This window comes from Phenylobacterium sp., from assembly GCF_024508875.1.
Classification (GTDB): domain Bacteria; phylum Pseudomonadota; class Alphaproteobacteria; order Caulobacterales; family Caulobacteraceae; genus Phenylobacterium.
Genome location: NZ_JANINU010000268.1, coordinates 1 through 23,366 on the forward strand (window position 1 = coordinate 1; position 23,366 = coordinate 23,366).

31 protein-coding genes are annotated in these 23,366 nt (G+C 71.1%); 15 read left to right on the plus strand and 16 right to left on the minus strand.

All coding sequences use genetic code 11. The features are described from left to right. Positions 1-75: 75 nt before the first annotated feature. The 7 genes from Q0L11_RS18450 (at position 76) to Q0L11_RS18480 (ending at position 5,333) form a co-directional block, all read left to right on the plus strand. A complete protein-coding gene (locus Q0L11_RS18450) occupies positions 76-315 on the plus strand; it encodes an acyl carrier protein (protein ID WP_068877152.1) in 240 nt (79 codons plus the stop codon). 82 nt (positions 316-397) lie between these two features. Beyond that, positions 398-1,678 carry a beta-ketoacyl-ACP synthase II gene (fabF, locus tag Q0L11_RS18455; protein WP_296599172.1) on the plus strand — a complete coding sequence of 427 codons (1,281 nt, stop codon included), beginning with the start codon at positions 398-400 and terminating at the stop codon, positions 1,676-1,678. Beyond that, positions 1,675-2,679, plus strand: a complete 1,005-nt coding sequence (mltG, locus tag Q0L11_RS18460; RefSeq protein WP_296599173.1) for an endolytic transglycosylase MltG — start codon at positions 1,675-1,677, stop codon at positions 2,677-2,679. The genes fabF and mltG overlap by 4 nt, the downstream gene beginning before the upstream one ends. After that, positions 2,680-3,561: a YicC/YloC family endoribonuclease gene (locus Q0L11_RS18465; RefSeq protein ID WP_296599174.1), complete on the plus strand. Its 882-nt coding sequence runs from the start codon at positions 2,680-2,682 to the stop codon at positions 3,559-3,561. Between the two features lie 6 nt (positions 3,562-3,567). Next, positions 3,568-4,290: a guanylate kinase gene (gmk, locus tag Q0L11_RS18470; protein WP_296599175.1), complete on the plus strand. Its 723-nt coding sequence runs from the start codon at positions 3,568-3,570 to the stop codon at positions 4,288-4,290. A 31-nt stretch (positions 4,291-4,321) separates the two neighbouring features. After that, complete coding sequence (locus Q0L11_RS18475; protein WP_296599177.1) at positions 4,322-4,804, plus strand: GNAT family N-acetyltransferase; 483 nt, start codon at positions 4,322-4,324, stop codon at positions 4,802-4,804. Positions 4,805-4,904: 100 nt separating this feature from the next. Next, on the plus strand, positions 4,905-5,333 hold the full coding sequence (locus tag Q0L11_RS18480) for a GFA family protein (protein WP_296599178.1): 429 nt from the start codon (positions 4,905-4,907) through the stop codon (positions 5,331-5,333). Between the two features lies 1 nt (position 5,334). Here the strand turns inward: Q0L11_RS18480 and Q0L11_RS18485 are convergent, their stop codons facing one another. The 3 genes from Q0L11_RS18485 to Q0L11_RS18495 form a co-directional block, all read right to left on the minus strand. Then, complete coding sequence (locus tag Q0L11_RS18485; RefSeq protein ID WP_296599180.1) at positions 5,335-6,063, minus strand: PEPxxWA-CTERM sorting domain-containing protein; 729 nt, start codon at positions 6,061-6,063, stop codon at positions 5,335-5,337. Positions 6,064-6,256: 193 nt separating this feature from the next. Further along, positions 6,257-6,631 (minus strand): helix-turn-helix domain-containing protein, encoded by a 375-nt coding sequence (locus tag Q0L11_RS18490; RefSeq protein WP_296599181.1) that lies wholly within the window; start codon positions 6,629-6,631, stop codon positions 6,257-6,259. Between the two features lie 83 nt (positions 6,632-6,714). Then, positions 6,715-7,677, minus strand: a complete 963-nt coding sequence (locus Q0L11_RS18495) for a hypothetical protein (protein WP_296599182.1) — start codon at positions 7,675-7,677, stop codon at positions 6,715-6,717. A gap of 227 nt (positions 7,678-7,904) precedes the next feature. Between Q0L11_RS18495 and Q0L11_RS18500 the strand changes: the two genes are divergently transcribed. Beyond that, the gene (locus Q0L11_RS18500) at positions 7,905-8,591 is read left to right on the plus strand and encodes a superoxide dismutase (protein ID WP_296599183.1); all 687 of its coding nucleotides are present in this window, start codon (positions 7,905-7,907) and stop codon (positions 8,589-8,591) included. Positions 8,592-8,607: 16 nt separating this feature from the next. Here the strand turns inward: Q0L11_RS18500 and Q0L11_RS18505 are convergent, their stop codons facing one another. Both Q0L11_RS18505 and Q0L11_RS18510 read right to left on the minus strand, forming a co-directional pair. Beyond that, positions 8,608-9,669 carry a DMT family transporter gene (locus tag Q0L11_RS18505; RefSeq protein ID WP_296599184.1) on the minus strand — a complete coding sequence of 354 codons (1,062 nt, stop codon included), beginning with the start codon at positions 9,667-9,669 and terminating at the stop codon, positions 8,608-8,610. 74 nt (positions 9,670-9,743) lie between these two features. Further along, positions 9,744-10,634, minus strand: a complete 891-nt coding sequence (locus tag Q0L11_RS18510; protein WP_296599185.1) for an SDR family oxidoreductase — start codon at positions 10,632-10,634, stop codon at positions 9,744-9,746. A gap of 94 nt (positions 10,635-10,728) precedes the next feature. On the opposite strand from Q0L11_RS18510, the gene Q0L11_RS18515 reads away from it, so the two are divergent. The 5 genes from Q0L11_RS18515 to Q0L11_RS18535 all read left to right on the plus strand — a co-directional run bounded on the left by Q0L11_RS18515 (position 10,729) and on the right by Q0L11_RS18535 (position 13,905). Then, a complete protein-coding gene (locus tag Q0L11_RS18515; RefSeq protein ID WP_296599187.1) occupies positions 10,729-11,568 on the plus strand; it encodes a helix-turn-helix transcriptional regulator in 840 nt (279 codons plus the stop codon). Between the two features lie 241 nt (positions 11,569-11,809). After that, the gene (locus Q0L11_RS18520; RefSeq protein WP_296599189.1) at positions 11,810-12,382 is read left to right on the plus strand and encodes a TetR/AcrR family transcriptional regulator; all 573 of its coding nucleotides are present in this window, start codon (positions 11,810-11,812) and stop codon (positions 12,380-12,382) included. Positions 12,383-12,401: 19 nt separating this feature from the next. After that, positions 12,402-12,785, plus strand: coding sequence for a VOC family protein (locus Q0L11_RS18525; RefSeq protein WP_296599191.1), 384 nt, complete (start codon positions 12,402-12,404; stop codon positions 12,783-12,785). Between the two features lie 151 nt (positions 12,786-12,936). Continuing rightward, entirely contained in the window at positions 12,937-13,515 is a 579-nt protein-coding gene (locus Q0L11_RS18530; protein ID WP_296599193.1) for a PEPxxWA-CTERM sorting domain-containing protein, read from the plus strand. A 24-nt stretch (positions 13,516-13,539) separates the two neighbouring features. Beyond that, on the plus strand, positions 13,540-13,905 hold the full coding sequence (locus Q0L11_RS18535) for a hypothetical protein (RefSeq protein ID WP_296599195.1): 366 nt from the start codon (positions 13,540-13,542) through the stop codon (positions 13,903-13,905). Positions 13,906-13,915: 10 nt separating this feature from the next. On the opposite strand, the gene Q0L11_RS18540 is transcribed toward Q0L11_RS18535, so the two are convergent. The 5 genes from Q0L11_RS18540 to Q0L11_RS18560 all read right to left on the minus strand — a co-directional run bounded on the left by Q0L11_RS18540 (position 13,916) and on the right by Q0L11_RS18560 (position 17,013). Further along, positions 13,916-14,509 (minus strand): hypothetical protein, encoded by a 594-nt coding sequence (locus tag Q0L11_RS18540; RefSeq protein ID WP_296599196.1) that lies wholly within the window; start codon positions 14,507-14,509, stop codon positions 13,916-13,918. A 66-nt stretch (positions 14,510-14,575) separates the two neighbouring features. Continuing rightward, positions 14,576-15,394 (minus strand): phosphatase PAP2 family protein, encoded by an 819-nt coding sequence (locus Q0L11_RS18545; protein ID WP_296599198.1) that lies wholly within the window; start codon positions 15,392-15,394, stop codon positions 14,576-14,578. Positions 15,395-15,458: 64 nt separating this feature from the next. Further along, on the minus strand, positions 15,459-15,590 hold the full coding sequence (locus tag Q0L11_RS18550; protein WP_296599200.1) for a hypothetical protein: 132 nt from the start codon (positions 15,588-15,590) through the stop codon (positions 15,459-15,461). 37 nt (positions 15,591-15,627) lie between these two features. Beyond that, a complete protein-coding gene (locus Q0L11_RS18555; RefSeq protein ID WP_296599202.1) occupies positions 15,628-16,548 on the minus strand; it encodes an EamA family transporter in 921 nt (306 codons plus the stop codon). 84 nt (positions 16,549-16,632) lie between these two features. Next, positions 16,633-17,013 (minus strand): excalibur calcium-binding domain-containing protein, encoded by a 381-nt coding sequence (locus Q0L11_RS18560; protein WP_296599216.1) that lies wholly within the window; start codon positions 17,011-17,013, stop codon positions 16,633-16,635. 156 nt (positions 17,014-17,169) lie between these two features. Between Q0L11_RS18560 and fghA the strand changes: the two genes are divergently transcribed. Further along, positions 17,170-18,006: an S-formylglutathione hydrolase gene (gene fghA, locus Q0L11_RS18565; RefSeq protein ID WP_296599203.1), complete on the plus strand. Its 837-nt coding sequence runs from the start codon at positions 17,170-17,172 to the stop codon at positions 18,004-18,006. 49 nt (positions 18,007-18,055) lie between these two features. Here fghA and katG read toward each other — a convergent pair whose 3' ends face one another. From katG to Q0L11_RS18585, 4 genes are all read right to left on the minus strand, one after another. After that, positions 18,056-20,293 (minus strand): catalase/peroxidase HPI, encoded by a 2,238-nt coding sequence (gene katG, locus Q0L11_RS18570; RefSeq protein WP_296599205.1) that lies wholly within the window; start codon positions 20,291-20,293, stop codon positions 18,056-18,058. An 83-nt stretch (positions 20,294-20,376) separates the two neighbouring features. Continuing rightward, positions 20,377-20,670, minus strand: a complete 294-nt coding sequence (locus tag Q0L11_RS18575) for an SDR family oxidoreductase (protein ID WP_367183461.1) — start codon at positions 20,668-20,670, stop codon at positions 20,377-20,379. Continuing rightward, positions 20,610-21,044, minus strand: coding sequence for an ester cyclase (locus tag Q0L11_RS18580; RefSeq protein WP_296599206.1), 435 nt, complete (start codon positions 21,042-21,044; stop codon positions 20,610-20,612). Before Q0L11_RS18580 ends, Q0L11_RS18575 begins: the two co-directional genes overlap by 61 nt. A 122-nt stretch (positions 21,045-21,166) precedes the next feature. Further along, positions 21,167-21,784, minus strand: coding sequence for a TetR/AcrR family transcriptional regulator (locus Q0L11_RS18585; protein ID WP_296599208.1), 618 nt, complete (start codon positions 21,782-21,784; stop codon positions 21,167-21,169). A 49-nt stretch (positions 21,785-21,833) separates the two neighbouring features. On the opposite strand from Q0L11_RS18585, the gene Q0L11_RS18590 reads away from it, so the two are divergent. Next, positions 21,834-22,364 (plus strand): VOC family protein, encoded by a 531-nt coding sequence (locus Q0L11_RS18590; protein WP_296599210.1) that lies wholly within the window; start codon positions 21,834-21,836, stop codon positions 22,362-22,364. Here Q0L11_RS18590 and Q0L11_RS18595 read toward each other — a convergent pair. Together Q0L11_RS18595 and Q0L11_RS18600 are read right to left on the minus strand one after the other, a co-directional pair. Beyond that, complete coding sequence (locus Q0L11_RS18595; RefSeq protein ID WP_296599211.1) at positions 22,361-22,756, minus strand: hypothetical protein; 396 nt, start codon at positions 22,754-22,756, stop codon at positions 22,361-22,363. The genes Q0L11_RS18590 and Q0L11_RS18595 overlap by 4 nt on opposite strands. Further along, on the minus strand, positions 22,753-23,366 hold a 614-nt coding region (locus Q0L11_RS18600), incomplete at its 5' end, for an amidohydrolase family protein (protein WP_296599214.1). The genes Q0L11_RS18600 and Q0L11_RS18595, both read right to left, overlap by 4 nt.

Below are 23,366 nucleotides of genomic sequence, written 5' to 3' on the forward strand. Positions count from 1 at the left end.
TCACCAAGGCGACAGTTGACTTCAACCTCACCGTCGTCGATGCAAGCACTGACTAAGCCCTGAGGGACCTACCAAATGTCCGACGTTCTTGAACGCGTCCGTAAAATCGTGATCGAACACCTCGATGCCGATCCCGAGAAGGTCACCGAGAAGGCTTCCTTCATCGACGACCTCGGCGCCGACAGCCTCGACAACGTCGAGCTGGTGATGGCCTTCGAAGAAGAGTTCGACATCGAGATCCCGGACGACGCCGCCGAGCACATCCAGACGGTTGGCGACGCCGTGAAGTTCATCCAGGAGCGGCTGGGCGGCTGATCGCCCGCTGATACGGAATCAAGGGCCGCCGCGTCGCTGGGACAATCCCGCGGGCGCGGCGGTTTTCGTTTGAGGTAGCGCCATGCGTCGAGTCGTCGTCACGGGAATCGGCATCCTGAGCCCGCTGGGGCAAGGCGCCGAGCTGACGTGGAAGAAGATCCTGGCCGGCACGTCCGGTGCGGGGAAGATCACCGCCTTCGACACCACCGACTACGCCTGTCAGATCGCCTGCGAGGTTCCTCGGGTCGATGGTCGCGGCGGTGGCGGCCCGGACATCGAGGGCAGCTTCGACCCTGACCAGACCATGTCGGCCAAGGACCGTCGCCGGGTCGACGACTTCATCCTCTACGCCATCGCGGCCGCCGACGAGGCGGTCCGTGACGCGAACTGGACGCCCGAGGACGAGGAGAGCCGCGAGCGCACCGGCGTGATGATCGGCTCGGGCATCGGCGGGCTGGGTACGATCGCCGACACCGCGATCGAGCTGCACGAGCGCGGCCCGCGGAAGGTGAGCCCGTTCTTCATCCCCTCGTCGCTGATCAACCTGGCCAGCGGCCAGGTCTCGATCCGCTATGGCTTCAAGGGACCGAACCATTCGGTGGTCACGGCCTGCGCCACCGGCGCTCACGCCATGGGCGATGCGGCCCGCCTCATCAAGTATGGCGACGCCGACGTGATGGTCTGCGGCGGGGCCGAGGCCAGCGTGGTTCCCGTCGGCATCGCCGGCTTCATCGCCTGCCGCGCCATGGCCACGGCGTTCAACGATGCGCCCGAGAAGGGCAGCCGGCCCTATGACAAGGACCGCGACGGCTTCGTGATGGGCGAGGGCGCGGCGGTGTTCGTGATCGAGGAGCTGGAACACGCCAAGGCGCGCGGCGCCAAGATCTACGCCGAGGTGGTCGGCTACGGCCTCTCGGGCGACGCCTATCACATCACCGCTCCGGTCGAGGACGGCGACGGCGGCTTCCGGGCCATGAAGGCGGCTCTCAAGGACGCCGGCCTCAGCCCCGCAGACATCGACTACATCAACGCCCACGGCACATCGACGATGGCCGATGGCATCGAGCTTGGCGCGGTCGAGCGCCTGTTGGGCAACGCCGCGCCTGGCAAGGCCATGTCGTCCACCAAGTCGATGACGGGCCACCTGCTGGGCGCGGCCGGGGCCATCGAGGCGGCGTTCTCGATCCTGGCCATCCGCGACCAGATCGCCCCGCCGACGATCAATCTCGACAATCCCAGCGTCGAGACCGTGCTGGACCTGGTGCCGCACAAGGCCAAGCCGATGGAGATCAATGTCGCCATGTCGAACAGCTTCGGCTTCGGCGGCACCAACGCCTCGGTGATCTTCAAGAAATACGCGTGAGCCGACGACGGATCAGCAAGCGGGCCGCGGGCGGGGGCGCGCTGATCGCCCTGGGGCTGGCGCTGCTGATCGCACTGGCGGGGGTGTGGACCTATGCCGGCCCCGGCCCAAAGGCGCGCGAGGGCGCCGCGACGAACGTGGTCGTGGAGCGCGGGCAGGGCGTGCGCCGCATCGGCCAGAGCCTGCAGGCCGCCGGCGTGGTCACCTCGGCCGATCTATTCGCGGTCGCCGCGCGCCTGACCGGCGCGGCCGGGAAGCTCAAGGCCGGTGAGTACGAATTCGCGTCTGGAACCTCGATGGCCCAGGTCCTGGCCGACATCCGCGCCGGCAAGGTGGTCCGCCGGGTGATCGCCATCCCCGAGGGCTGGACCAGCGGCATGGCGCTGGACGCCGTCAACGCCTCGCCCGACCTCACGGGAACCGTCGCGGAGCCGCCCGAAGGCTCGCTGCTGCCCGACACCTACGACATCCAGCGCGGTGAGCCTCGCGAGGCGGTAATCCAGCGGATGCGCGATGCGCACGACAAGCTGCTGGCCGAACTGTGGGCCGCCCGCCAGCCCGGTCTGCCGCTTCGCACGCCCGAGGAAGCGGTGACCCTGGCCTCCATCGTCGAGAAGGAGACCGGGGTGGCCGCCGAGCGGCCGCGGGTGGCGGCGATCTTCATCAACCGCCTGCGCGCCGGGATGCTGCTGCAGAGCGATCCGACCATCATCTACGGCCTGACCAAGGGCCGGCCGCTGGGCCGCGGAATCCGCGCGTCGGAGCTGGCCGCGGACAGCCCGTGGAACTCGTACAAGGTCGCCGGCCTGCCGCCGGGCCCGATCGCCAATCCGGGCCGGGCTTCGCTGGAAGCGGTGCTGAATCCGCCGAAGACCAGCGACCTCTACTTCGTGGCCGACGGCACCGGCGGTCACGCCTTCGCCTCGACCTACGAGGAGCACGAGAAGAACGTCCAGCGCTGGCGCGAGATCGAACGCCAGCGGGCGTCGGGAGGCCGATGAATGCCGATCTCGGGGATGACAGGCTTCGGGCGGGCCGAAGGCGCGCACGGCGGGTGGTCCTGGGCCGTGGAGGCGCGGAGCGTCAACGGCCGGAACCTGGAGGTGCGCTTCCGGGGGCCACCAGGCTTCGAGAGCCTGGAGCGCGCGGCGCGCGAGGGGGCGCAGGCGCGGTTCCAGCGCGGTAACGTCACCGTGGGCGTGCAGGCCAAGCGCAGCGAGGGCGCCGCGGCCGTCCGGGTGAACGTCGAACAGCTCGAACGCTACATCGCCCTGGGCGCCCCGTTCGTGGAGGACGGCCGGGCCAAGCCGCCGCGGATGGACGGGCTGCTCGCGCTGCGCGGGGTGATCGAGGCCGAGGATTCCGGGCTCGATCCCGAGGCGCAGGCGGAACTGGAGGCCGCGATCGCCGGCTCGATCGCCCTGGCGCTCGACGGCCTGGCGACCGCGCGGCGCGAGGAGGGCCGGGCGCTGCTCTCCGTGCTTAACGCGCAGGTGGACCGGATCGGCGACCTGGCCGTCCAGGCGCGGGCGACGGCGGCGGGGCAGCCCGCGGCCATCAAGACCCGCTTCGAGACCCGCCTGAAGGAGCTCGCCGGCGAGGCCGCCAGCGAAGAGCGGATCGTGCAGGAGGCCGCCGCCATGGCGGTGAAGGCCGACGTTCAGGAGGAGCTGGATCGGCTCGGCGGCCATGTGGACGCCGCTCGGGGGCTCCTGGCCGCCGATGCGGCGGTGGGCCGGAGGCTGGACTTCCTGACCCAGGAGTTCATGCGCGAAGCCAACACCCTGTGCTCTAAATCGCAGATCGCGGCCTTGACGGCGGTGGGCCTGGACCTCAAGGCCACCATCGAGCAGTTCCGCGAGCAGGTGCAGAATGTGGAGTAGGGCCCGTTGACGCCGGACGACCATCACAGGCCTTGGGAGACGGTGCGGCGGGGGCTGCTGCTCCTGGTGTCGAGCCCGGCGGGGGCGGGGAAGACCTCGCTGACGCGCCGGCTGGTATCGGACCACTCGGACCTCACGCTGTCGATCTCGGCGACCACCCGTCCCGCCCGGCCGGGCGAGGAGGATGGCCGCGAGTACTTCTTCAAGACCCGCGCGGAATTCGAAGCCATGATCGAGGCGGGCGAGTTCCTGGAATGGGCCGTGGTGAACGGCAACTACTACGGCACCCCGAAGGCGCCGGTGATGGCCGCGCTGGAAGGCGGCCACGACGTGCTGTTCGACATCGACTGGCAAGGCGCGCAGCAGATCGCCGAGAAGGCCCCCGACGACAGCGTGCGCCTGTTCATCCTGCCCCCGGCCTGGGACGACCTGGAGCGCCGCCTGCGCGCCCGCGCCCAGGACACCGAGGAGACTATCAAGGCGCGCCTGGAGCTGGGCCAGGAGGAAATCGCCCACTGGGCCGAGTACGACTACGTCATCGTCAACAAGAACTTCGACCGCGCCTACGCCGACCTCGGCCACATCTATCGGGGAGAACGGATGAAGCCGGGGCGCAATCCCTGGCTGCCGGGCTTCGTGGAAGACCTGCTGGCCGAGGCGCGGGGCGCCGCCCCAGAACCGGAGCCGACGCCGCCGAAGTCGCCCCTGCTGCGCCCGGTGCAGAAGTAGGCGCGCCGTGCGCCTGAGGCGGGAGTTGCACGTGGAAGCGTTGACGGCGGAAGACCTGACCGGCGAGGTCGGCGCCGCGCTGCTGGCGCTCAACAATGCGCATGCGCAGGAGCTGTCATGGCTTGAGCCAGCCAAGCTGGCCGCCATGGTCGACGAGGCGTTCCTGGCGCGCCGGGTGGGCCAGGGCGACGCCCTGCTGATCGCCTTCGACCAGGACGCCGCTTACGACAGCCCGAACTTCCTGTGGTTCCGCGCGCGTTACGACCGGTTCGTCTACGTGGACCGGATCGTGGTGGCCGAGAAGGCGCGCGGGAGGGGCCTGGCGAAGGCGTTGTACCTGGAGCTGTTCGCCGCCGCGCGGTCCGCCGTCCATGCGCGCGTGGTCTGCGAAATCAACGCAGACCCGCCGAACCCGGCGTCGGACGCCTTCCACGCGGCGCTGGGCTTCGCGGAGGTCGGGGCCGCCGTGCTGCAGGGCGGCAAGGCGGTGCGGTATTTCGAGCGGGCCGTGTGACGGCGGCGCAGCGGTTGGGCGCCCCCGACGCCGCCTGGCCCGCACGGCTCCTGGTTTGACATCCCATCGCGGCCAAGGCGTCCTGCGCCCGGACGGGCGGATGGCCGGACAGACGGATGGAGCGGCGGAGATGATCGGGACTTGCCACTGCGGGGCCACGGGCTGGAGTCTCGATGGCGATCCAGGGTCGATCACCGCCTGCAACTGCACCCTGTGCCGCCGCTACGGCGCGCTCTGGGCCTACGACTACGAAGGCGAGCGGATCACGCTGCGGGGGGAGCCCGCGGCCTACAGGCGGGCGGGGAAGGCCGATCCCGCCCTGGAGATCCTGTTCTGTCCCGCCTGCGCGGGTGTGGTGAGCTGGCGGGGCCTGCGCCTGGAGCCGGACGGACGCCGGCGCATGGCCGTCAATGTCCGGCTCGCCGCGCCGGAGGAGGTCGCCGATCTCTCGATCGACCATTTCGATGGCCTCGACACCTTCGACGACCTGCCCGCGGACGGGCGGTGCGTTCGAGACCTGTGGTTCTGAATCAGGCGGCCAGTGCGGCCCGCCGCCGCCGCAGCACGCTGCCCGCCCCGCCGAAGCCGAGCAGCATGAGGGCCCAGGTCTGCGGCTCGGGGACGCCCCCGGTCACGGAGTCGATCCGCACGGACACGGCGGCGGAATGGGTGGCGGCCAGGGTTGTGGTGTCCTGCGTGAACAGGTTCACGTAGGCGTAGAGGTCGACCGGCGGGTTGGTGAAGACGGGGGCCGTGTGAGCAATTCCCGAAAGCCCCCCATCGGAACTCATGCCGCCCAGGTTGATGTAGTTCAGCGTGTAGAAGCCGTCCTTCGTGAAACGGTCCTCGGCGTGCTGCTGGAAGCTGGCGTCGGTGCAGTTGAGTGTGCACCCCGGCTGCAGCGTGCGGTCCAGGCGGTCGTCGTAGCCTTCCGTCGCGCCGAAGGTGCGGGTCACCCCGTTCAGCAGGATCGTCGCCGTGACCGGGTTCGCCGCCCCATAGCCGCTGTAGTTGTCGTAATAGGCGCCGCCGACGTACGACGCGCCGGCCTTGGCGTCGTCGTAGATGACCTGGGCCGTGAACGCCATGCCGACCAGCGACGCGCCCAGGCCGAACTCCCCCGTGCTGTCCAGCGCCGAGGTGACGACGCCGCTATAGGTGAGGTTGTAGACCGTGGCCGAGGCCTGTCCCCCCAGCGCCAGGCTCGCGACGAGGGCGGCGGCCCATGGCGCCACGGCGGCGCATTTTCCGGTCTTCATCCTGCAACTCCACGCTCTGCGACGCCCCTGGACGCTCGGTCCATGGGAGGCCGCGGAAAGGCGCGGCAGGAACAGGCTAGGCTGAGGCGCACCGTGGGAAGAGTGGCAACGCGATGCAGCTCGGCGCATCGGCGTGCATGTCGGCCTCGTCTGGCCCCTTAGGCGACCCGGGCCGGAGGGAGCGGCCTGAGGCTCAGGCGGCGTCGCTGCGGCTGTCTTCGCGCGCTCCGCGGAACGGGCCGAGGGCGAGGCGCTGCTGGAAGGCGGGCGGCTCGTCGGCGGATTGGCCATGGTCGAAGCCGCTGGCCAGGAACGACAGGGCCTCGTCGAAGCGTCCGGGAGCGGCGGCGTAGATGATCGAGCGTCCCTCGCGCCGGCCGACGACCAGTCCCACGTGCGAGAGCACGCTTAGGTGTGTGGAGGTCGTGTTCTGCAGATGGCCCGCCCGCCGGGCGATTTCGCCGGCCGGAAGCCCCTCGGGGCCGGCGCGCCCGAGCAACATGAAGGTCAGCAGCCGTCCCTCGTGACCGAGGGCGGCGAGAACCCTGGAGGTCGCCACCGCGTCCATTGTCCTGCGTCTCCCGTGCGGCGTCAGGGTAACTTGTTCGACCGGACTTCGTCCAGAAACCTCGTTCCGGCGGGGCTGGCGTCTCACACGATGCGCGGTTCCCATCCGCGGGAGGGCTGCGTCGCCTCGCCGTAGGGCGACCGGAACGGCTCGATCCCCAGCGCCTGGCGCACCTGGTCGACGCGCCGCGGAAGCAACGGCTCCCAGGCGGCGAGCACCAGCGGCGGCGAGCGGCGGCCATGGGCCCAGCCTCGGAGCACGCAGTCGATGACGACGTCCAGGTTATCGGGGCGGGTGAGGGCGGTGGTGGTCAGGGTGACCGCGCTGGCCAGGGCCGAATAATGGTGGCCGACCTGGCCCATCAGGAAGCCGCCCATGGCCACGCGGTCCAGCGCCCGTGGCGCATAGCCGGCGACGAGCCCCCACAGAGACATCGACTGGATCACCTGGACGTTGATGTAGTTCAGCGGCGTCGGCATGTGACGCAGATAGGGCAGCACGGCGGTCCAGTAGGGATCTGAACCGGGGCTGCCTGAGCTCATGATCTCCTGGCTAAGCGCGTAGCCCAGGGATGCGGGCGGGAACTGCGACAGCCACTCGAAGTCGAAAGGCGGCGCCACGCCAGCCGGGGCCGCTTCGGCCACGCCGGGGAACGCCAGCGCCGCCGCCGCCATGCGCGGATTGATGCGCAGGTCCAGTTCGCCGGCCAGCTCCATCATCCGCTCGGCGTAGCGCCCGCGTCCGGGGCCCGACGAGGGGGCGGCGATGCTCCAGAACGTCTTCCACCAGGCGGCGGTGACAGGCAGCGGATCGGCGCTGGTCTCGTTCGGCTCCGGCGCCTCTTCGCCCAACCAGCCGGCGGCGGCGGCGTCGTAGACCTCGGCCATGCGTTCGGGCGCTGCGGCGGCGACGTGCGCCGCCAGGGCCGCGAGCGCGCGCAGGCGCTGGTCGGCGAGGTCGCGACGCAGGTCCCGGGCGAGGGCGTACGAGTCGCCGTCGCCGGCTTGCGCCATCCGCTCGAAGGCCTCTCTGCCCGCGCTGATCAACCGGCCCCTCCGGACTGAATCGGTTTCGCACCGACCGCGAAGGTCCACCTTAGAGGTTGCCACGCGGTTGTTGCGACACTTCCCCGCGAGGCGAGTGGGAGCAACCGAAGGTGGAGTTGCGGGGTCGAAGCTTGTGGCGGCCGTGGCGACGCCGATACCCTGTGTGTCGTCGCGGGACGTGAGGCGCGCAGGCCGCCGTGTCGTCCTTGTGGACAGGAGGATCCCCCATGCCCGACCTCGTTCCCGATCGCCGCGCTGTGCTCGCCGGCAGCGCGATACTGGCGACGACGCTGGCGGCCGCACCGGCCGTCGCGGCGGCGCCAAAGCCGCAGCCCCGGCCTCTGCCGTTCGATCCCAAGACCGTGGCGGGCCTCTCGGAGAAGCTGCTCGTCAGCCACCACGACAACAACTACGTCGGCGCCGTGAACCGGCTGGGCGCGATCGGCGCGGAGTTCGCCGCGCTCGATCCGGCCAGCGCCCCCGGCTATCGGATCAACGGGTTGAAGCGCGAGGAACTGATCGCCTGGAACTCGATGATCCTGCACGAGCTCTACTTCGCCGGCTTCGGACCGGCCGAGAAGCCCGACGCGGCGCTGGGCCAGGCCATCGAGCGCGACTTCGGCGGCTTCGACCGCTGGGCCGCCGAGTTCGCCGGGATGGGCAAGGCGCTGGGCGGCGGCTCGGGCTGGGTGCTGCTGACCTGGAGCCGCCGGGACGGGCGCCTGGTCAACACCTGGTCCGCGGACCACACCATGACCCTGGCCGACGGCGCGCCGCTGGTGGCGCTCGACATGTACGAACACGCCTATCAGATGGACTATGGCGCCAAGGCCGGCGCGTACGTGGACGCGGTCATGCGGGCGCTGTCGTGGCGCAACGCCAACGCCGCGTTCCGGCGGGCGACGGCGGCCTGAAGCGGCTGGCCGCGCCTCAGTGGGCGTGGTCGTGTCGATGATGCAGGTCAGGATAGTGCGGATGCTTGTGACGTAGCGGCGCGTGGCTGTGTCGGTGCGTGTGCGGCTCGCCCGGTGGGTCATTTCCGCCGTGGTCGTGGCGATGGTGCTCGTCGTGGACGTGCCGATGCTCGTGCACGATGGGCTCGTGGACGTGCTCGTGATCGTGCCGCTCGGACAGATGCAGCCAGACGCCCAGGCCCATCAGGGCGGCCGCCGCCGCGAGCTGCAAGGTCAGGGGCTCCGTGAACAGCGCCAGCGACAGGGCCGCGCCCAGGAACGGGGCGGTCGAGAAATACGCCCCTGTGCGCGCGGTCCCCAGGCGGCGCAGCGCCAGGACGAACAGCACCAGGCTGACTCCATAGCCGAAGAACCCCACCAGCCCCGCGGCGAGTATGCGGTCCGGCGCCGGCAGATGCGCCCCGCGACCCAGCGCGAGGGCAAGGTTCACGGCGCCCGCCGCCAGGCCCTTTATGGCGGCGATCTGCACCGGGTCGGCGGACGAGAGCTTGCGGGTCAGGTTGTTGTCCACGCCCCAGGCCAGGCAGGCGCCCACGATGGCCAGGGCGCCGACGCCCACTCCCGCCGGTCCGCCGCGCCAGGAGAGGATCGCCGCGCCCGCGAGGATCGCCAGCGCGCCCGCCATCAGCCGCCGGTCCACGTTCTCGCGGAACACGATCCAGGCGATGGCCATGGTCGCCAGGCCCTCGACGTTCAGCAGCAGGGCCGCGGTCGAAGCGGGCGTGTGGGCCAGGCCCAGCATCAGCAGCACCGGCCCTGCGATCCCGCCCGCCAGGACCACCAGGGCCAGCCACGGCGCGTCACGGCCCCGCAGCGGCGCCTCGCCGCCGGCCGGCCAGCGGGCGAGGCGCGTCAGGCCGAGCCCCACGCCCGAGCCGAGGTAGAGGAGGCAGGCCAGCAGCCACGGGTCGACGCCGTCGCCCAGCAGCAGCTTGGCCAGTGGCGTGCTTGCGCCGAAGAGCGCGGCCGAGCCCAGAGCCATCGCCGGCCCCGGTCCGAGCGTCGCGGTCCTGGTCATGTTCCTCTCGAAGCGGCCTCGTTCGCGAGGGTAGCGCGCTTGCGCCGGACCGCCAGGGCCCGCGACGCCGCGGCTCAGGCGTGCGTCAACTCCAGCGCGGCGAGGTCGGCGAGCAGCCCCCGGCCCGTCGGGCGCCAGTCCAGGCGTTCGCGGGTCCAGGCGCTGGAGGCGGGGCTGTCGCGGCCCGCGAAGGCGGCCAGCCAGCCGAAGTGGCCCTCCGCCGCCTCCGGCGCCACGGAAGCGACGGGCAGGTCCAGGCGCCGCCCGATGGTCTCGGCGATGTCGCGCATGGCGACGCCTTCCTCGCCGACCGCGTGGTAGCAGGCGCCGGGCTCGGCGGCCTCCAGCGCCAGCCGGTAAAGCCGCGCCACGTCGAGGACATGGGCGGCGGCCCAGCGGTTGGCGCCGTCGCCGACGTAGGCGCAGACGCCCTTCGCGCGCGCCACCTCGATGGCGTAGGTGACGAGGCCCTGGCGGCGGGTGTCGTGAACCTGGGGCAGGCGCACCACGCCGACGTTGACGCCGGCGCGCGTAGCGTCCGCCGCGGCCTCCTCGGACGCGGCGCGGGGCGAAAGCGCCGAGCTGGGCGCTGGATCGCTCTCGACGGTGGCCCGGCCGGGCGCGCCGCCCAGCAGCCCCGAAGTGACAAGCAGGGGCCGGCCCGAGCCTGCGAGCACGCGGCCGAACAGCTCGATCACCCGCCGGTCGTCGGCGCAGTTCTGCAGGTAGCGCGAGAAGTCGTGGTTGAAGGCCAGGTGGATCACGCCATCCGCCTGCGCCGCGGCGGCTTCCAGGCCGGCGACGTCTTCCAGGTCGCCGCGGCGGACCTCCGCGCCCAGGGCGGCGACGGCCGCGGCCCCGTCGGCGGATCGCGCGAGCCCGACGACCTCGTGGCCGGCCCCCAACAGTTCGCGCAGGACGGCCATGCCGATGAAGCCCGTGGCGCCGGTGACGAATACCCGCATCGAAAAGTCCTCGCGTGTTTTGACGAGGACAAACCTGGGCCGGCGCGGCATCCTGTTAAAGACGTGAGTTTATCCAGGTATAAGGTCTAATCGGATGGGCGAGGGCACTGCGCGGGAGAACCGCCTCGGCGCATATCTGAAGGGCCGGCGGGCGCGGCTGGACCCTGCGGCCTTCGGCTTTTCCGCCAGCCGCCGGCGCACGCCTGGACTGCGCCGGGAGGAAGTGGCCCAGCGGGCGAACATCAGCCCCACCTGGTACGCCTGGCTGGAGCAGGGCCGCGGCGGGGCGCCTTCGGCCGACGTCCTGGACCGCATCGCCTCGGCGCTGCTGCTGACGGATGTCGAGCGCGAGCACCTGTTCCTGATCGGCCTCGGCCACCCGCCGGAAGCGCGCTATCGCAACGACCGTGGGGTGACGCCGCGGCTGCAGCGCGTGCTGGCGGCGCTGGAGCCGAGCCCCGCCCTGATCCGAACCGCCACCTGGGACGTCGTCGCCTGGAACCGGTCGGTGCGGGTGATGCTGACCGACTACGGCGCCTTGCCGCCCGACCAGCGGAACATCCTGCGCGCCATCTTCCTCGATCCGGCCGCCCGCGCGATCCAGTACGACTGGGAGAGCGTCGCGCGGTTCGTCCTGGGCGCGGTCCGGGCGGACGTGGCCCGCGCCGGCGCGGAGGCGGAGATGCGGCCGCTGGTCGAGGAACTTCGCCGCCTCAGCCCCGAATTCCAGGCTCTGTGGGAGGAGAACGCCATCCAGGGGCCGGGCGAGGGCCTCAAGCACATCCGTCACCCGGCGCTGGGCCAGTTGACCTTCGAGTATTCGGCGTTCGCGGTCGATGGGCGGCCCGACCTGAGCCTCGTGGTCTACAATCCGGTCGAGCCCGCCGACCTCGCGCGCATCGCGGCCCTGCTGGAGGCGCCCGCCGTCGGTTGATCGACGTCAGACAGTGGCGCTTTGGCGCAGGCTATCGGCAGCACCCGGATTCGCCCTCGGGCGCTCCGCGGGCAGCATACTCGCCGGAGCGCAAGGACGGCTCGACATTCCTGGTTCTGCTACGTCATCGGCCTGCGGGACGAGGCCGCGGAAGGAGAAGCTTAGCGCTTCGATCGCTGGGGCTCACTTGACACTGACCGCCGGTCAGTAACTAATGACCCGAGGTCATTAGGAGGCGTGGATGGGCCGGCCCGTGCGGCGGCGCCTGCATCCCGAGGCGCGCAGGCTGGAGATCGTCGAGGCGGCCGAACGGCTGCTGCAGGCCCATGGCCCTCGCGTTCGCGTCGAGGACGTGGTGCGCGAGGCCGGCGTCGCGAAGGGCACGTTCTTCCTCTATTTCCCCACCTGGGACGATCTGCTCGACACGGTGCGCCAGCGGCTGGTCGCCGAATTCGACGCCGCCAGTCCGCTGCCGACCGAGGTGGACGGGCCGATCGACTGGATGGCTCTGCTGGACCTGCACGCCGCCGCCTACATCGACTTCGCCAGCGCCCGGCAGGGCATCGGCCAGGCCCTGTTCCACTCCGATTTTGCCGAACGCCGCAGCCAGGCCGACAACGCCGTCGTGCGGCTCTCGGCGGTGATCCGCGCCGGCCAGGAGGCGGAGGCGTTCGGGCCCGTCGATCCCGAACCGACGGCGCTGCTGCTGTTCGCGGCCCTCGACGAGGCCGCGCGCGCCGTGGCCGGCGGCCGGGACCGCGAGGCGATCGTGGCGGCTCTGCGTCTTCTGTTGCGGCGAACCCTGGCGCCCTGAACTTCGAGGAGGAAACCCCATGAGCGAGAGCGCGGTGAACGTGCGGTACATGGTCGGCGACGTGCAGGCGGCCGTGGACTGGTACGTCGGCAACTTCGGCTTTTCGGTCCAGCTCAACGCCGCGCCGGCCTTCGCGTCGGTGGAGCGCGGCCCCCTGCGGCTGCTGCTCAGTGGGCGCGCCAGTTCCGCTGGGCGGGCGATGCCGGACGGCCGCCAGCCCGAACCCGGCGGCTGGAACCGCTTCCAACTCGTGGTCGCCGACATCGCCGCCGAGGTGGAGCGGCTGCGTGGGCAGGGTGTGGCCTTCCGGAACGAGATTCTGAAGGGCCCCGGCGGACAGCAGATCCTGGCCGAGGACCCGTCCGGCAACGTGGTCGAGCTGTTCCAGCCCGCCGGCGCCTGAGCCGTCAGTAGGGCTCGCAGGCCAAGCCGTCGTCGTCGCGGCGCCAAGCGCGGAAGCAAGCTCGGCTCTCGTGCGTGCGTCAGGTTGTGAGGTCTTGACCTGTTTACCATGGCGCGTTCCCTTGCGCTGTGCAGGCACAGGGGAATTGCGGATGCGTCGGTTGTTCGTGGCTTTGATCGCGGCGGTGACGCTCGGCGCGGGTCCCGCCGCCGCCTTCCCGGGCGAGTATGAGATTCCGGCCTTCCCACTCCCGGACATCGCCTCCCACGTGGCGATCTACGGCACGCCGGATGATCCGAAATATTGGGAAGGGCCGGATGTGAATAACGTGACGCAGATCGTGTTCCGGAGCCACGGCCTCATCGACATCCTGTTCAATTTCAAGATCAAAAACGCCACTCCAGGCGCGACCGTGGAACTGGGTGGCAATGCTTATCTGCCGGGCGGCAGCAAAATTGGCGTCGTGGATGAGGACGGGAACTTCGAGTCTGGCTGGGTTCCGTCGTACGCGACCGTCAGAGGATACGGCTTCAACTGGTTGCGCGTCGGCGAATTGTGGGCCGGCGGCGCGGCCATGGAGCAATCGTTCGATCTGTACGATTTCAAAGTGACCGGGACGCAGGGGCCGGCGGTTCCGGAGCCGGCCACGTGGGCGCTCATGATCCTCGGCTTCGGCTTGGTTGGCGCCGCGATGCGGCGGCGCAGCTTCGCGGTCGCCTCGGCGACGTAGACCATGCCGGGAGGTGCGGAACCCGTGCGCGTGAAGGCGAAGCCGCACTGGACGGACAGCGGCTTGTCGGTTCAGGTCGGGCAGCGTCTGCGTATCTCCGCCGCCGGCGAGTGGACCGACTGGACCATCCGCAGCGGCCCCGAGGGTTACGCTAAGGCCGCCCTGAAGCCGTTCGAGGGGTTGCGCCGTGTTCCGGGCGCAAACTGGTTCGCCCTGATCGGCTGCGTGGAGAAGTCACTGGCCCATCACTTCGTGGTCGGCCGAGGCGGAACGTTCACCGCGCCGGCGACGGGGCGGCTGTACTTCTTCGCCAACGACGTGAGCTTCATGCACTGGAACAACAAGGGGCACGTCGACGTGGTGATCGAGGTCGAGCCCGCGACCGAATGATCTGACGACCCTAGAACGGTACGACGCAGGTGAAGCCGGCCCGCACGTTGGCGTCGTCGCCGCCCGGGCCCACGTCACCCGTGGCGCGGGCCCGGCAGCCCTTGGTCGGGCGGCGCGACAGGAACGGCTCTGGGTTCTCGGCGTAGCGGCCGCTGGCGTCGAGGTTCAGCCCGGGTTCGACCGGGCCGCTCCTGGCCCAGCGGCGGGCGTCGCAGCGTTCGCGTTCCTCGCGGGTGAGCCGGGGGCTGTCGCAGCCGGCGAGCCCGCGCAGAGCCTGGCGCGCGTGACCGGGCAGCGCGTCCTGCGCGGGTGCAGCCGTCGGTGGGGCGAACGGAAGCGGCTCGACGCCGGGCGGCGCGGCCAGGGGCCGGTGCAACGGGACAGGCGCGCGGCGCGGCCGGTCCCGGCGGTCGGAGGGGCGGGGCGCGGGTTCGGCCGACGTCGGCGGCGGGCGGACGAGCACGACCTGCACCACCGGGGGCTCGGCGTAGTGGGCGGTGCTGACCAGGTAGCGGGCCAGCACCGCGAGCAGCAGCAGATGGAAGGCGACGGAAGCCCCGACCGCGGCCGCGCGCACGCGGCCTTGCGACGGTCTTTCCGGCATGCCCCCTGCGCGTCCCACGGCGCGCACTGCGCTGGAGCTTGGGGGCCGAAGTGTGGCCCCGGGTTGTCAGAACGTGGCCAGGGCCGCCGCTTCGGCGGCGCAGTCGCCGGTCGGCCGCTTGCCGGCGGCGCGGGCCGCGGCGATCTCGCTTCGGGCGGCGGCGAGGTCGGCCTGGAACTCGGCGTTGTTCTGCAGCCGCGCCACCGTGGCCGTGCCGACGACCCGGCCCTCCTCGGCGTCGCTGAGCCAGTGGACGTTGCAGGCCACCCGGCTCTGGCCGAACGCACGGCCGCGGGCGATGAGCGCGTCGGCCCGCTCGGGCGCGGCCTGCGCCAGGACCAGGCCCCAGGCCCAGCCGATCGCCGAATGGCCCGAGGGGTATGAGCCGTCCTTGCGCAGGATGGCGTCCTCCGCCGGGGTGCAGATGGGGGCGCCGTTGCTCACGAACGGGCGTTCGCGGCGGTAGCGGTTCTTGGCGCCGTAGGTGGACAGGCCCGCGTCCAGCAGCGTGCGGCGCAGAAGCACGTAGAGCCGCGGGGTCGCCTGCTCGCTGATCTCGGTCCCGAGCGCGCAGGAGAAGGTTCCCGCAGCCTTGGGGAAGGACAGGACCGCGTCGCCGGTGGCCATGTTCCAGCGCGGCGAGCCATGCAGGGCGATGGCGGCGCGGGCGGCTTCGTCGTCGCGCGCCTGGGCCGCCGAGCCGGGGGCGGGCGGCGGCGGCAGGAGGACCAGGCTGTCGGGGCGCGCGTCGGCCGCAAGGTAGCCGGGCAGATAGGACAGCGGCGGCGCGGGCGCAGGCGAGGACGTCGCAGGTTGTCCCTGGGGCGCCGCGGCGCCTCCCGCCAGCAGCGCCACGCCGATCAGCGCCCCGCGAATCCCCCGCATCGTCTGTCCCCTCCGTTTTGCCCAGGGTGGACGGGGCGGCAGGCGACGCGCAAGCCCGGCGGCGTCAGCTCAGCAGGTTCAGGAACAGGGGGACGAGATAGACCGCCACCAGCAACAGAAGGGCGATCACCGCGAGGCGGCCCACCAGCTTGCGGCGTCGTTCCTCGGGGTCGGGCGCAGGGCCGTTCTCAGTCATGGCGCGGCTTCTACACGGCCGGGCCGCGCGTGGGGAGTCAGGTCGGCGGGATGTCGGCTTCGCTGGCCGGCGCGCGCGGCTGGCTGGACCAGGCGGCGCCTGCCGCCGCGGCCATCACGGCGCAGACGCCCGCAAGCTGCGCCGGGGCGAGCCGTTCGTGAAGCAGCGTGAGCCCTGCCAGGGCCCCGAAGGCCGGCTCGAGGCTCGTCAACACCGCGAAGGTGCGCGCCGGCAGGCGGGGCAGGGCGTACATCTCCAGGCTGAACGGGATCGCGGTGGAGATCACCGCCACCACCGCCGCCAACGGCAGGATCTTCGGGTCAAGCAGGGCCGGAAGGCCCGCATGCGCGATCCCCACCGGGACCACCACCAGCGCGGCGAGCCCTACCGCCAGGGCCGGCGTGGCGTGGCCGAAGGCGCGGCTCGCGGCCTGCCCCCAGACGATGTAGGCGGCCCAGGAGGCGCCGGCGCAGAGCGCGAAGGCCACGCCCAGCGGATCGAGCCGGGCGGGACCGGCGACGGTCAGGTCATGCCCGACGAGCCCCCAGACGCCCGCCGCAGCGAGGGCGGCCCAGAGGAGGTCGGACGCGCGCCGCGAATGGGCGAGGGCGACGCCGAGCGGCCCCAGGAACTGCAGCGCGATCGCCACGCCCTGCGGCAGGCGGCCGATGGCCATGTAGAAGAAGAGGATCGCGCCGGCGGTCGCCAGCCCGAGGCCCAGCAGCGGCGCAAGCGCGGTCCCGGCGGGCCAGTTGCGCCAGGGCCGAAGGATCGCGATCAGCAGCGCGCTGCCGAGGATGAGGCGCAGCGCCGCCGCGCCCTCGGGACCGACGGCCGGGAACAGGCCCTTGGCGATCGCCGCGCCCACCTGGAATGCGCACGTCGCGCCGATGACCGCGGCGAAGGGGAGGGCGACGGCCAGCGCGCCCCGGTTCTGGCCTGGGGCCGTCCGACTCATGGACGCGAGAATGGCGGTCCTGCGGAGACGGCGGAAGGCCCGCTCGCGCGGTCGCGGCCAGTCCGGTTCAGGCCGCCGGGCGGATCAGTTCGGCTCGCAGGCCAGGCCGTTGTTGTTGCCGTCCTGCTCGGGCGCATAGGCGGGCGAGCCACGCGGGATGCTGGTGACGCCGGCCGCGTGGGCGGCCTCGCAGTCGGGGAACGGGCGGACCGGCAGGTCCTCGGTGATCGCATGCCCGACGCCTGGGCGGACCTCGGGGTACATGCGGTCGAGCCCGAGGCCGATGGCGAAGAGGCAGAGCGCCAGGCAGGCGATCAGCACGCCGTCGACCGCGCCCAGGACGATGCGGCCGCGCCGGCCGGTCTCGACCTGGCGCATCCAGGCCTGGAACAGCCGGCGCTGCAGGCGCGCGGCGACCTCGGCCTGGGCCGAGCTTTCCGGGGTCGGGATCGAGATGGGCGGCATAGTCACGCTTGCAATGTCGCTCGCCGTGGGAAAGGTCCGGTGAAAGCCATTGGTTAAATCGCGAGGCGCCTTGTCGCAGGACCGGTCTCGCCCAGGCGGCGCGGGCGCGCGAGGGCGTGCTAGAACGAGCGGCAGTTCGTCGCGGGAGGCTTAACGGTGGAGATCGTCCAGCAGCATCGCACCCAGGGTGGGACCTTGAGCTATGTGCGCCACCAGAGCGCCGCGACCGGTACGCCGATGCGCGCGTCGGTCTTCGTCCCGCCGGGCGCCGGGCCGTTCCCCGCGATCTACTGGCTGTCGGGCCTCACCTGTACCGAGGACAACTTCACCACCAAGGCCGGCGCGTATGCGGCCGCGGCCGAGCACGGGGTCATGATCGTCGCGCCCGACACCAGCCCGCGGGGTGAGGGCGTCGCCGACGACCCCGCCTACGACCTGGGCCAGGGCGCGGGCTTCTACCTCGACGCGACCCAGGCCCCATGGGCGCCGCACTTCCGGATGGAAAGCTATGTCACGCAGGACCTGATCTCGGCGGTGGAGGGGGCCTTCCCCGCCGCGCCCGGCCGGCGTGGAATCTGCGGCCATTCCATGGGCGGGCACGGGGCGCTCACGCTGGCCCTGCGCCACCCGGACCTCTACCGCTCGGTCTCGGCCTTCGCTCCGATCGTCTCGCCGACGCGCTGCGACTGGGGCCGCAAGGCCTTCGCGGCCTACTTCGGACCCGACGAGACGGAGTGGGCGAAGCACGACGCCAGCCTGCTGGTGGCCGCCGGGGCCGCGAAGGGCCGGTTCGACGACATCCTGATCGACCAGGGCGACGCCGACAGCTTCCTGGAGAGCCAACTGAAGCCCGACCTGTTCGTCGCAGCGTGCAAGGCGGTCGGCCAGAACGTCATCCTGCGGATGCAGCCCGGCTACGACCACTCCTACTTCTTCATCGCCACCTTCATCGCCGAGCACGTGGCCTGGCACGCCGAACGGCTGGGCGGCTAGCCCTGCCGGCCCCGACGCAGGCGCGCCGAGGCCGGTGGCTTGCGTCAGGTCACGCTGTGCGCTGGGCGCGGCTGAGGTCGAAGCGGTCGGCGTCCATCACCTTGGTCCAGGCGGCCACGAAGTCGTGGATGAACTTCGGGCCGGCGTCGGCCGAGGCGTAGACCTCGGAAAGCGCGCGCAGTTGCGAGTTGGAGCCGAAGGCGAGGTCGGTCCGCGTGGCGGTCCACTTCTCCGCGTTGCTCTTGCGGCACGTTCCGACGAAGACCTCGTCGCCGCGATCGTCCACTTCCTTCCACGCCGTGCCCATGTCGAGCAGGTTGACGAAGAAGTCGTTGGTGAGCTGGCCCGGCCGGTCGGTGAAGACGCCGTGCTTGCTCCCGCCGTGGTTGGCCCCCAGCACGCGCAGGCCGCCGACGAGGACGGTCATCTGCGGCGCCGACAGGCCCAGAAGCTGGGCGCGGTCGACCAGCAGCTCCTCGGTCGGCACACTGAACGGCGTCTCGAGGTAGTTGCGGAAGCCGTCCACGCGCGGCTCCAGCACCGCGAAGCTGTCGGCGTCGGTCTGCTCCTGCGAGGCGTCGGTGCGGCCGGGACTGAACGGGACGGTGATCGCGTGCCCCGCGTCGCGCGCGGCCTTCTCGATCCCGGCCGCGCCGCCCAGGACGATCAGGTCGGCGAGGGAGACCTTCTTGCCGCCCGGCGCCGCGGCGTCGAAGTCGGCCTTGAGCTTCTCGTAGACGTTGAGCACGCGGGCCAGTTCGGCCGGTTCGTTGACCTTCCAGTCCTTCTGCGGCGCGAGGCGGATGCGCGCGCCGTTGGCGCCGCCTCGCCGGTCCGACCCGCGGAACGTCGAGGCCGAGGCCCAGGCCGTCTTCACGAGGTCGGACACCGACAGGCCCGAGCCCAGGATGGTGGTCTTCAGGCCCGCGATCTCGCCGGCGTCGATCAGCGGATGGTCGACCGGCGGCACCGGGTCCTGCCAGATCAGGTCTTCCTTCGGGACCTCGGGGCCGAGATAGCGCGCCTTGGGCCCCATGTCGCGATGGCACAGCTTGAACCAGGCCCGGGCGAAGGCGTCCGCGAACTCGTCGGGGTTCTTGTAGAACCGCTCCGAGATCTCCCGGTACTTCGGGTCCATCTTGAAGGCCATGTCGGCCGTGGTCATCATTGTCGGCAGGCGCTTGTCGGGGCTATGGGCGCCGGGCGCCATGTCTTCCGGCTTCTGGTTGATCGGCTGCCACTGCCAGGCCCCGGCGGGGCTCTTCACCAGTTCGTACTCGTACTCCAGCAGCATGCGGAAGTAGTTGTTCGACCAGCGGATCGGGGTGGGCGTCCATGCGCCTTCCAGGCCGCTGGTGATGGTGTGGTCGCCCATGCCGCTCTCGTGGCCGGACTGCCAGCCCAGCCCCTGCTGGGCGATATCGGCGCCTTCGGGCTCGGCGCCGATCTTCGAGGCGTCGCCCGCGCCGTGGCACTTGCCGAAGGTGTGGCCGCCGGCGGTCAGCGCGACGGTCTCCTCGTCGTTCATGCTCATGCGCGAGAAGGTCTCGCGGATATCGCGTGCCGACAGCAGCGGGTCGGGCTTGCCGCCGGGTCCCTCGGGGTTGACGTAGATGAGGCCCATCTGGATCGCCGCCAGCGGGTTCTCCAGCGCCCGGCCGGACTCGGCGTCGATGCGCGTCAGGTTGCCCTGCTGGCCGACCCACTGCTCCTCGGTGCCCCAGTAGATGTCCTTGAGTGGCTCCCAGACGTCCGCCCGTCCGCCGCCGAAGCCGAACACCGGCCCGCCCATGGACTCGATGGCGACATTGCCGGCCAGGATCATCAGGTCGGCCCAGCTCAACTTGGCCCCATACTTCTGCTTCACCGGCCACAGCAGCCGGCGCGCCTTGTCCAGGTTGGCGTTGTCCGGCCAACTGTTCAGCGGCGCGAACCGCTGGCTGCCCGACGAGGAACCGCCGCGGCCGTCGCCCGAGCGATAGGTGCCGGCGCTGTGCCAAGCCATGCGGATGAAGAACGGGCCGTAGTGGCCGTAGTCGGCCGGCCACCAGGGCTGGCTATCGGTCATCAGGGCGGTGAGGTCGCGCTTCACCGCCGCATAGTCGAGGCTCTTGAACGCCTCGGCGTAGTCGAATGTGTCGCCCATCGGATCGCCGGTGGCGCCCTGCTGGTGCAGGATGTCGAGCGAGAGCTGGTTGGGCCACCAGTCGCGGTTCGTGCGGCCCAGCAGCGTCCTGAGCGCGGCGGGTTCCTTCCTGGGATCGTGCAGAGGGCTGGCGTCGTCCATCGTCGTGGCTCCTTCGTTTCCTCCCCCGTTGAAGGAAGCCTAGGCCCACGGCGCCGCCGCCGACAAAACGAAAGATTTGATGCTCAGGACTGGAGGAATCTATGGGTCGCCGCCGACGGTCGCGCGATGGAGCGCGCGCCGTCGATGACCAGCTCGGTCCCGCTCAGGTGACTGCTCTCGTCGCTGGCCAGCCACAAGACCCCCGCGGCGATCTCGTCGAGGCGGCCGGGACGGCCCAGTGGCGCCGCATGGCCTGTGAACCCCGCGAGGGTGGCGGTGCGCGGCCGGGTATTGGAGCCCTCGGGGTCGGCGCCGATCAGGGCGCCAGGTCCAGGGCGCGCAGGACCATGCCCTGGTCGAAGTAGGGCCGCTCGCAGACGATCTTGTCGCCGCCCGGCGGGAACTCGAACGTCGCGGCCATGCGGACGCGGAACGATCGGCCGGTGGGCTCGACGACGCCCTTGGGCGTGCGCAGCGGGCCCAGGTGCGTGCCGGTTAGCCAGAACTCGACCAGCACCGTGTTTCCGTCATGGGCCATGGCGATGATCTCGTTGGCCTGATCGGGGAAGGGCGTGCGCGAGGCCGCGAAGTAGCCGCGCACCTGTTGCTCGCCGTCGAACACCGCGCCGTTGCCGTACATCTCGTAGCGGGGGTGTTCGAAGGTGGCGATCACGGCGTCCCAGTCGCAGTCGCATTCGAGGGCCATGTGGTCGCGCGCGGTCTTCAGGCGGCGCTGGGCGAGGTCGTCCATGGGGCAGGTCCTTGCAGTCAGCCCAGGCGCACGGGGGCCTGGGGCACGGTGGTCCAGAAATCGGGGTCGTGGCCGTACATGATCCGCACGCCACGCGACGGCATATCGCGCGGTCATCGGCTTCAGGCTCGGACGGCGACGAGCGCCAGGAAGTTGTCGACCGCGCGCTCCAGCGCCTCGGCCACCACCTCCCGCGGCGACGGCTCGGGCGGCATCAGCAGGTGCTGCAGGCGCACGAAGGTCAGGCCGCCCATGAACAGGCGGGCGCACTCCGTCGGGTCGGGCGCGCGGATCCGGCCCTCGAGGGTGAAGCGGCCGAAATAGTCGGCCATCGCCGCCACCTCGCGGTCGAACAGGGTCTCGACGAAGTGTGCGCGATGCTCGGCCATCCGGCTGGGCTCGGAGTTCAGCAACTCCATGAACCGGCGCTCGCCCGGGTCGCACCACTGCTCCAGCCAATCGGCGGCGTAGCGGCGGCAGAAGCCCTCGGGGTCGGCCGACAGGGCGCGATAGGCCGGGGAAGCGAGGCGGCTGGCGCCGCGCGCCGGACCATAGGTCTCGATCAGGGCCGCCAGGATCGCCGCCTTGCCGTCGAAGTGGTTGTAGAGGCTGCTGGCGCGCATCCCGACGCCGGCCGCGATCTGGCGCATCGAGGCGCCGGCGTAGCCGTGGGTCGCGAACAGCTCCAGCGCCGCGTCGAGTATCCGGTCCCGGGTGCTTGCTTCCAGCGCGGCGTCCATGTCATGAGCGATAACTAACGAACGTTCGTTAGGCAAGCGGAGGCGCGATGTGAGCCGGATCTTCGGAGCGGTGACTCAGAACGGCTATGTGGTCCGCGACATCGAGGGGGCGATGCGCCACTGGGTGGAGGCGATGGGCGTCGGGCCGTGGTTCTACATCGAGCGGGTGCAGACAGACTGGTTCCGGCACCGCGGCGTCGACTCGGCCGTGGAGATGAGCATCGCCCTGGCCAACACCGGCGACCTGCAGATCGAGCTGATCCAGCCGCGCAACGACGCGCCGTCGATGTACCGGGAGTTCCTCGACGCGGGCCACGAGGGCCTGCAGCACTTGGCTTATTGGACCCGCGACTACCAGGCCCTCTACGACAAGGCGCTCGGCCTGGGCTACCGGATCGGCCACGAAGGGCAGATCGGCGGCGAGCAGGGCCGCTTCGCCTATTTCGACACCGAGGCCCACCCCGGCACGGTGATCGAGATCTCGGACATCAGCGGCGGCAAGGGCGTCTTCTTCGAGCACGTGCGGAAGGCCGCCGCCGGCTGGGACGGCGCCGACCCGATCCGCCCCGTGCGCCGCTAGTCGTCGTCCCCGGTCTCGTCCCCGACGGCCGCCTCGACCAGGCTGCGCCAGGTGGGGTCGGTGTCGTCCACCAGGTCGACGTCCTCCAGTAGCGCCACCGCGCCTTCGCCGTCGGGGAGGATGAGGCCCAGGACCTCCATCGTCTCGCCGTCGTCGCCGTCGTGGGCCTCGGCCTGGACGGCGATGGCCGCCTGCTCGCCGTCGTCGGCCCACCAGATAACCGGCTGGGGCAGGTCCATGTCGATGGGCCGCCCGTTCTGCGTGTCGTCCAGCGCGAAGATGGCCCGGCGGGCCTGCACGTCGTCCAGCGTCGCCACCCGGCCGGTGAAGGCGGGCAAGCGGCTCCAGTCGTCGGTGTCGAAGCCGCCCTCGGTGTCAGGTCCGTCGCTCATTTCGTCTCCCACCACCAGGGCGCGCGCTTGCGGTCGCCGGTGACGATCTCGTTCAGGGTCATGGAGTCGTAGAGGCGGCCGCCCACCATGACCCGCGACACCTTCTCCGAGTTGCGGATGTCCACGGTCGGGTCGGCGTCCAGGATCACGAGGTCGGCCAGCTTGCCCGGCTCCAGGCTGCCGATGTCGGCGTCCATGCCAAGCGACTTGGCCGGAACGATGGTGCCGGCGGCCAGCGCCTCGATGGGGCTCATGCCGCCGCGCACGAACGACCACAGCTCCCAGTGGGGCCCGATGCCGGCCTGCTGGCCATGGGCGCCGATCGAGACCAGCACGCCGCGCTTAGCCAGCTTGCGCGCCTCGCGGGCGTTGTCGTCGTCGGCGTAGTTGTCCTCGGGCGCGATGGCGCGGCGGGTGTTGTCGGCGGCGAGCTGCGCCGGCGGGATGAACGCCTTCAGGATCGGCTGGGCGAACACGTCGGTATGGCTGCGCCAGTAGTTGTCGCCGGTCAGCCCACCGAACGTGACGATCAGTGTGGGCGTGTAGTTGGTCTTCGACTGGCTGAAGTAGCTCAGCACGTCCTCGTAGAGGGCGAGCTGCGGGATGTTGT

Bases quoted from the DNA above. Each gene is read 5' to 3' on its own strand.
- Q0L11_RS18450 (WP_068877152.1), top strand. From the start codon at position 76: ATGTCCGACGTTCTTGAACGCGTCCGTAAAATCGTGATCGAACACCTC.
- fabF (WP_296599172.1), top strand. From the start codon at position 398: ATGCGTCGAGTCGTCGTCACGGGAATCGGCATCCTGAGCCCGCTGGGG.
- Q0L11_RS18465 (WP_296599174.1), top strand. From the start codon at position 2,680: ATGCCGATCTCGGGGATGACAGGCTTCGGGCGGGCCGAAGGCGCGCAC.
- Q0L11_RS18480 (WP_296599178.1), top strand. From the start codon at position 4,905: ATGGCCGGACAGACGGATGGAGCGGCGGAGATGATCGGGACTTGCCAC.
- Q0L11_RS18485 (WP_296599180.1), bottom strand. From the start codon at position 6,063: ATGAAGACCGGAAAATGCGCCGCCGTGGCGCCATGGGCCGCCGCCCTC.
- Q0L11_RS18490 (WP_296599181.1), bottom strand. From the start codon at position 6,631: ATGGACGCGGTGGCGACCTCCAGGGTTCTCGCCGCCCTCGGTCACGAG.
- Q0L11_RS18500 (WP_296599183.1), top strand. From the start codon at position 7,905: ATGCCCGACCTCGTTCCCGATCGCCGCGCTGTGCTCGCCGGCAGCGCG.
- Q0L11_RS18505 (WP_296599184.1), bottom strand. From the start codon at position 9,669: ATGACCAGGACCGCGACGCTCGGACCGGGGCCGGCGATGGCTCTGGGC.
- Q0L11_RS18510 (WP_296599185.1), bottom strand. From the start codon at position 10,634: ATGCGGGTATTCGTCACCGGCGCCACGGGCTTCATCGGCATGGCCGTC.
- Q0L11_RS18515 (WP_296599187.1), top strand. From the start codon at position 10,729: ATGGGCGAGGGCACTGCGCGGGAGAACCGCCTCGGCGCATATCTGAAG.
- Q0L11_RS18520 (WP_296599189.1), top strand. From the start codon at position 11,810: ATGGGCCGGCCCGTGCGGCGGCGCCTGCATCCCGAGGCGCGCAGGCTG.
- Q0L11_RS18525 (WP_296599191.1), top strand. From the start codon at position 12,402: ATGAGCGAGAGCGCGGTGAACGTGCGGTACATGGTCGGCGACGTGCAG.
- Q0L11_RS18530 (WP_296599193.1), top strand. From the start codon at position 12,937: ATGCGTCGGTTGTTCGTGGCTTTGATCGCGGCGGTGACGCTCGGCGCG.
- Q0L11_RS18540 (WP_296599196.1), bottom strand. From the start codon at position 14,509: ATGCCGGAAAGACCGTCGCAAGGCCGCGTGCGCGCGGCCGCGGTCGGG.
- Q0L11_RS18545 (WP_296599198.1), bottom strand. From the start codon at position 15,394: ATGCGGGGGATTCGCGGGGCGCTGATCGGCGTGGCGCTGCTGGCGGGA.
- Q0L11_RS18550 (WP_296599200.1), bottom strand. From the start codon at position 15,590: ATGACTGAGAACGGCCCTGCGCCCGACCCCGAGGAACGACGCCGCAAG.
- Q0L11_RS18555 (WP_296599202.1), bottom strand. From the start codon at position 16,548: ATGAGTCGGACGGCCCCAGGCCAGAACCGGGGCGCGCTGGCCGTCGCC.
- Q0L11_RS18560 (WP_296599216.1), bottom strand. From the start codon at position 17,013: ATGCCGCCCATCTCGATCCCGACCCCGGAAAGCTCGGCCCAGGCCGAG.
- katG (WP_296599205.1), bottom strand. From the start codon at position 20,293: ATGGACGACGCCAGCCCTCTGCACGATCCCAGGAAGGAACCCGCCGCG.
- Q0L11_RS18580 (WP_296599206.1), bottom strand. From the start codon at position 21,044: ATGGACGACCTCGCCCAGCGCCGCCTGAAGACCGCGCGCGACCACATG.
- Q0L11_RS18585 (WP_296599208.1), bottom strand. From the start codon at position 21,784: ATGGACGCCGCGCTGGAAGCAAGCACCCGGGACCGGATACTCGACGCG.
- Q0L11_RS18595 (WP_296599211.1), bottom strand. From the start codon at position 22,756: ATGAGCGACGGACCTGACACCGAGGGCGGCTTCGACACCGACGACTGG.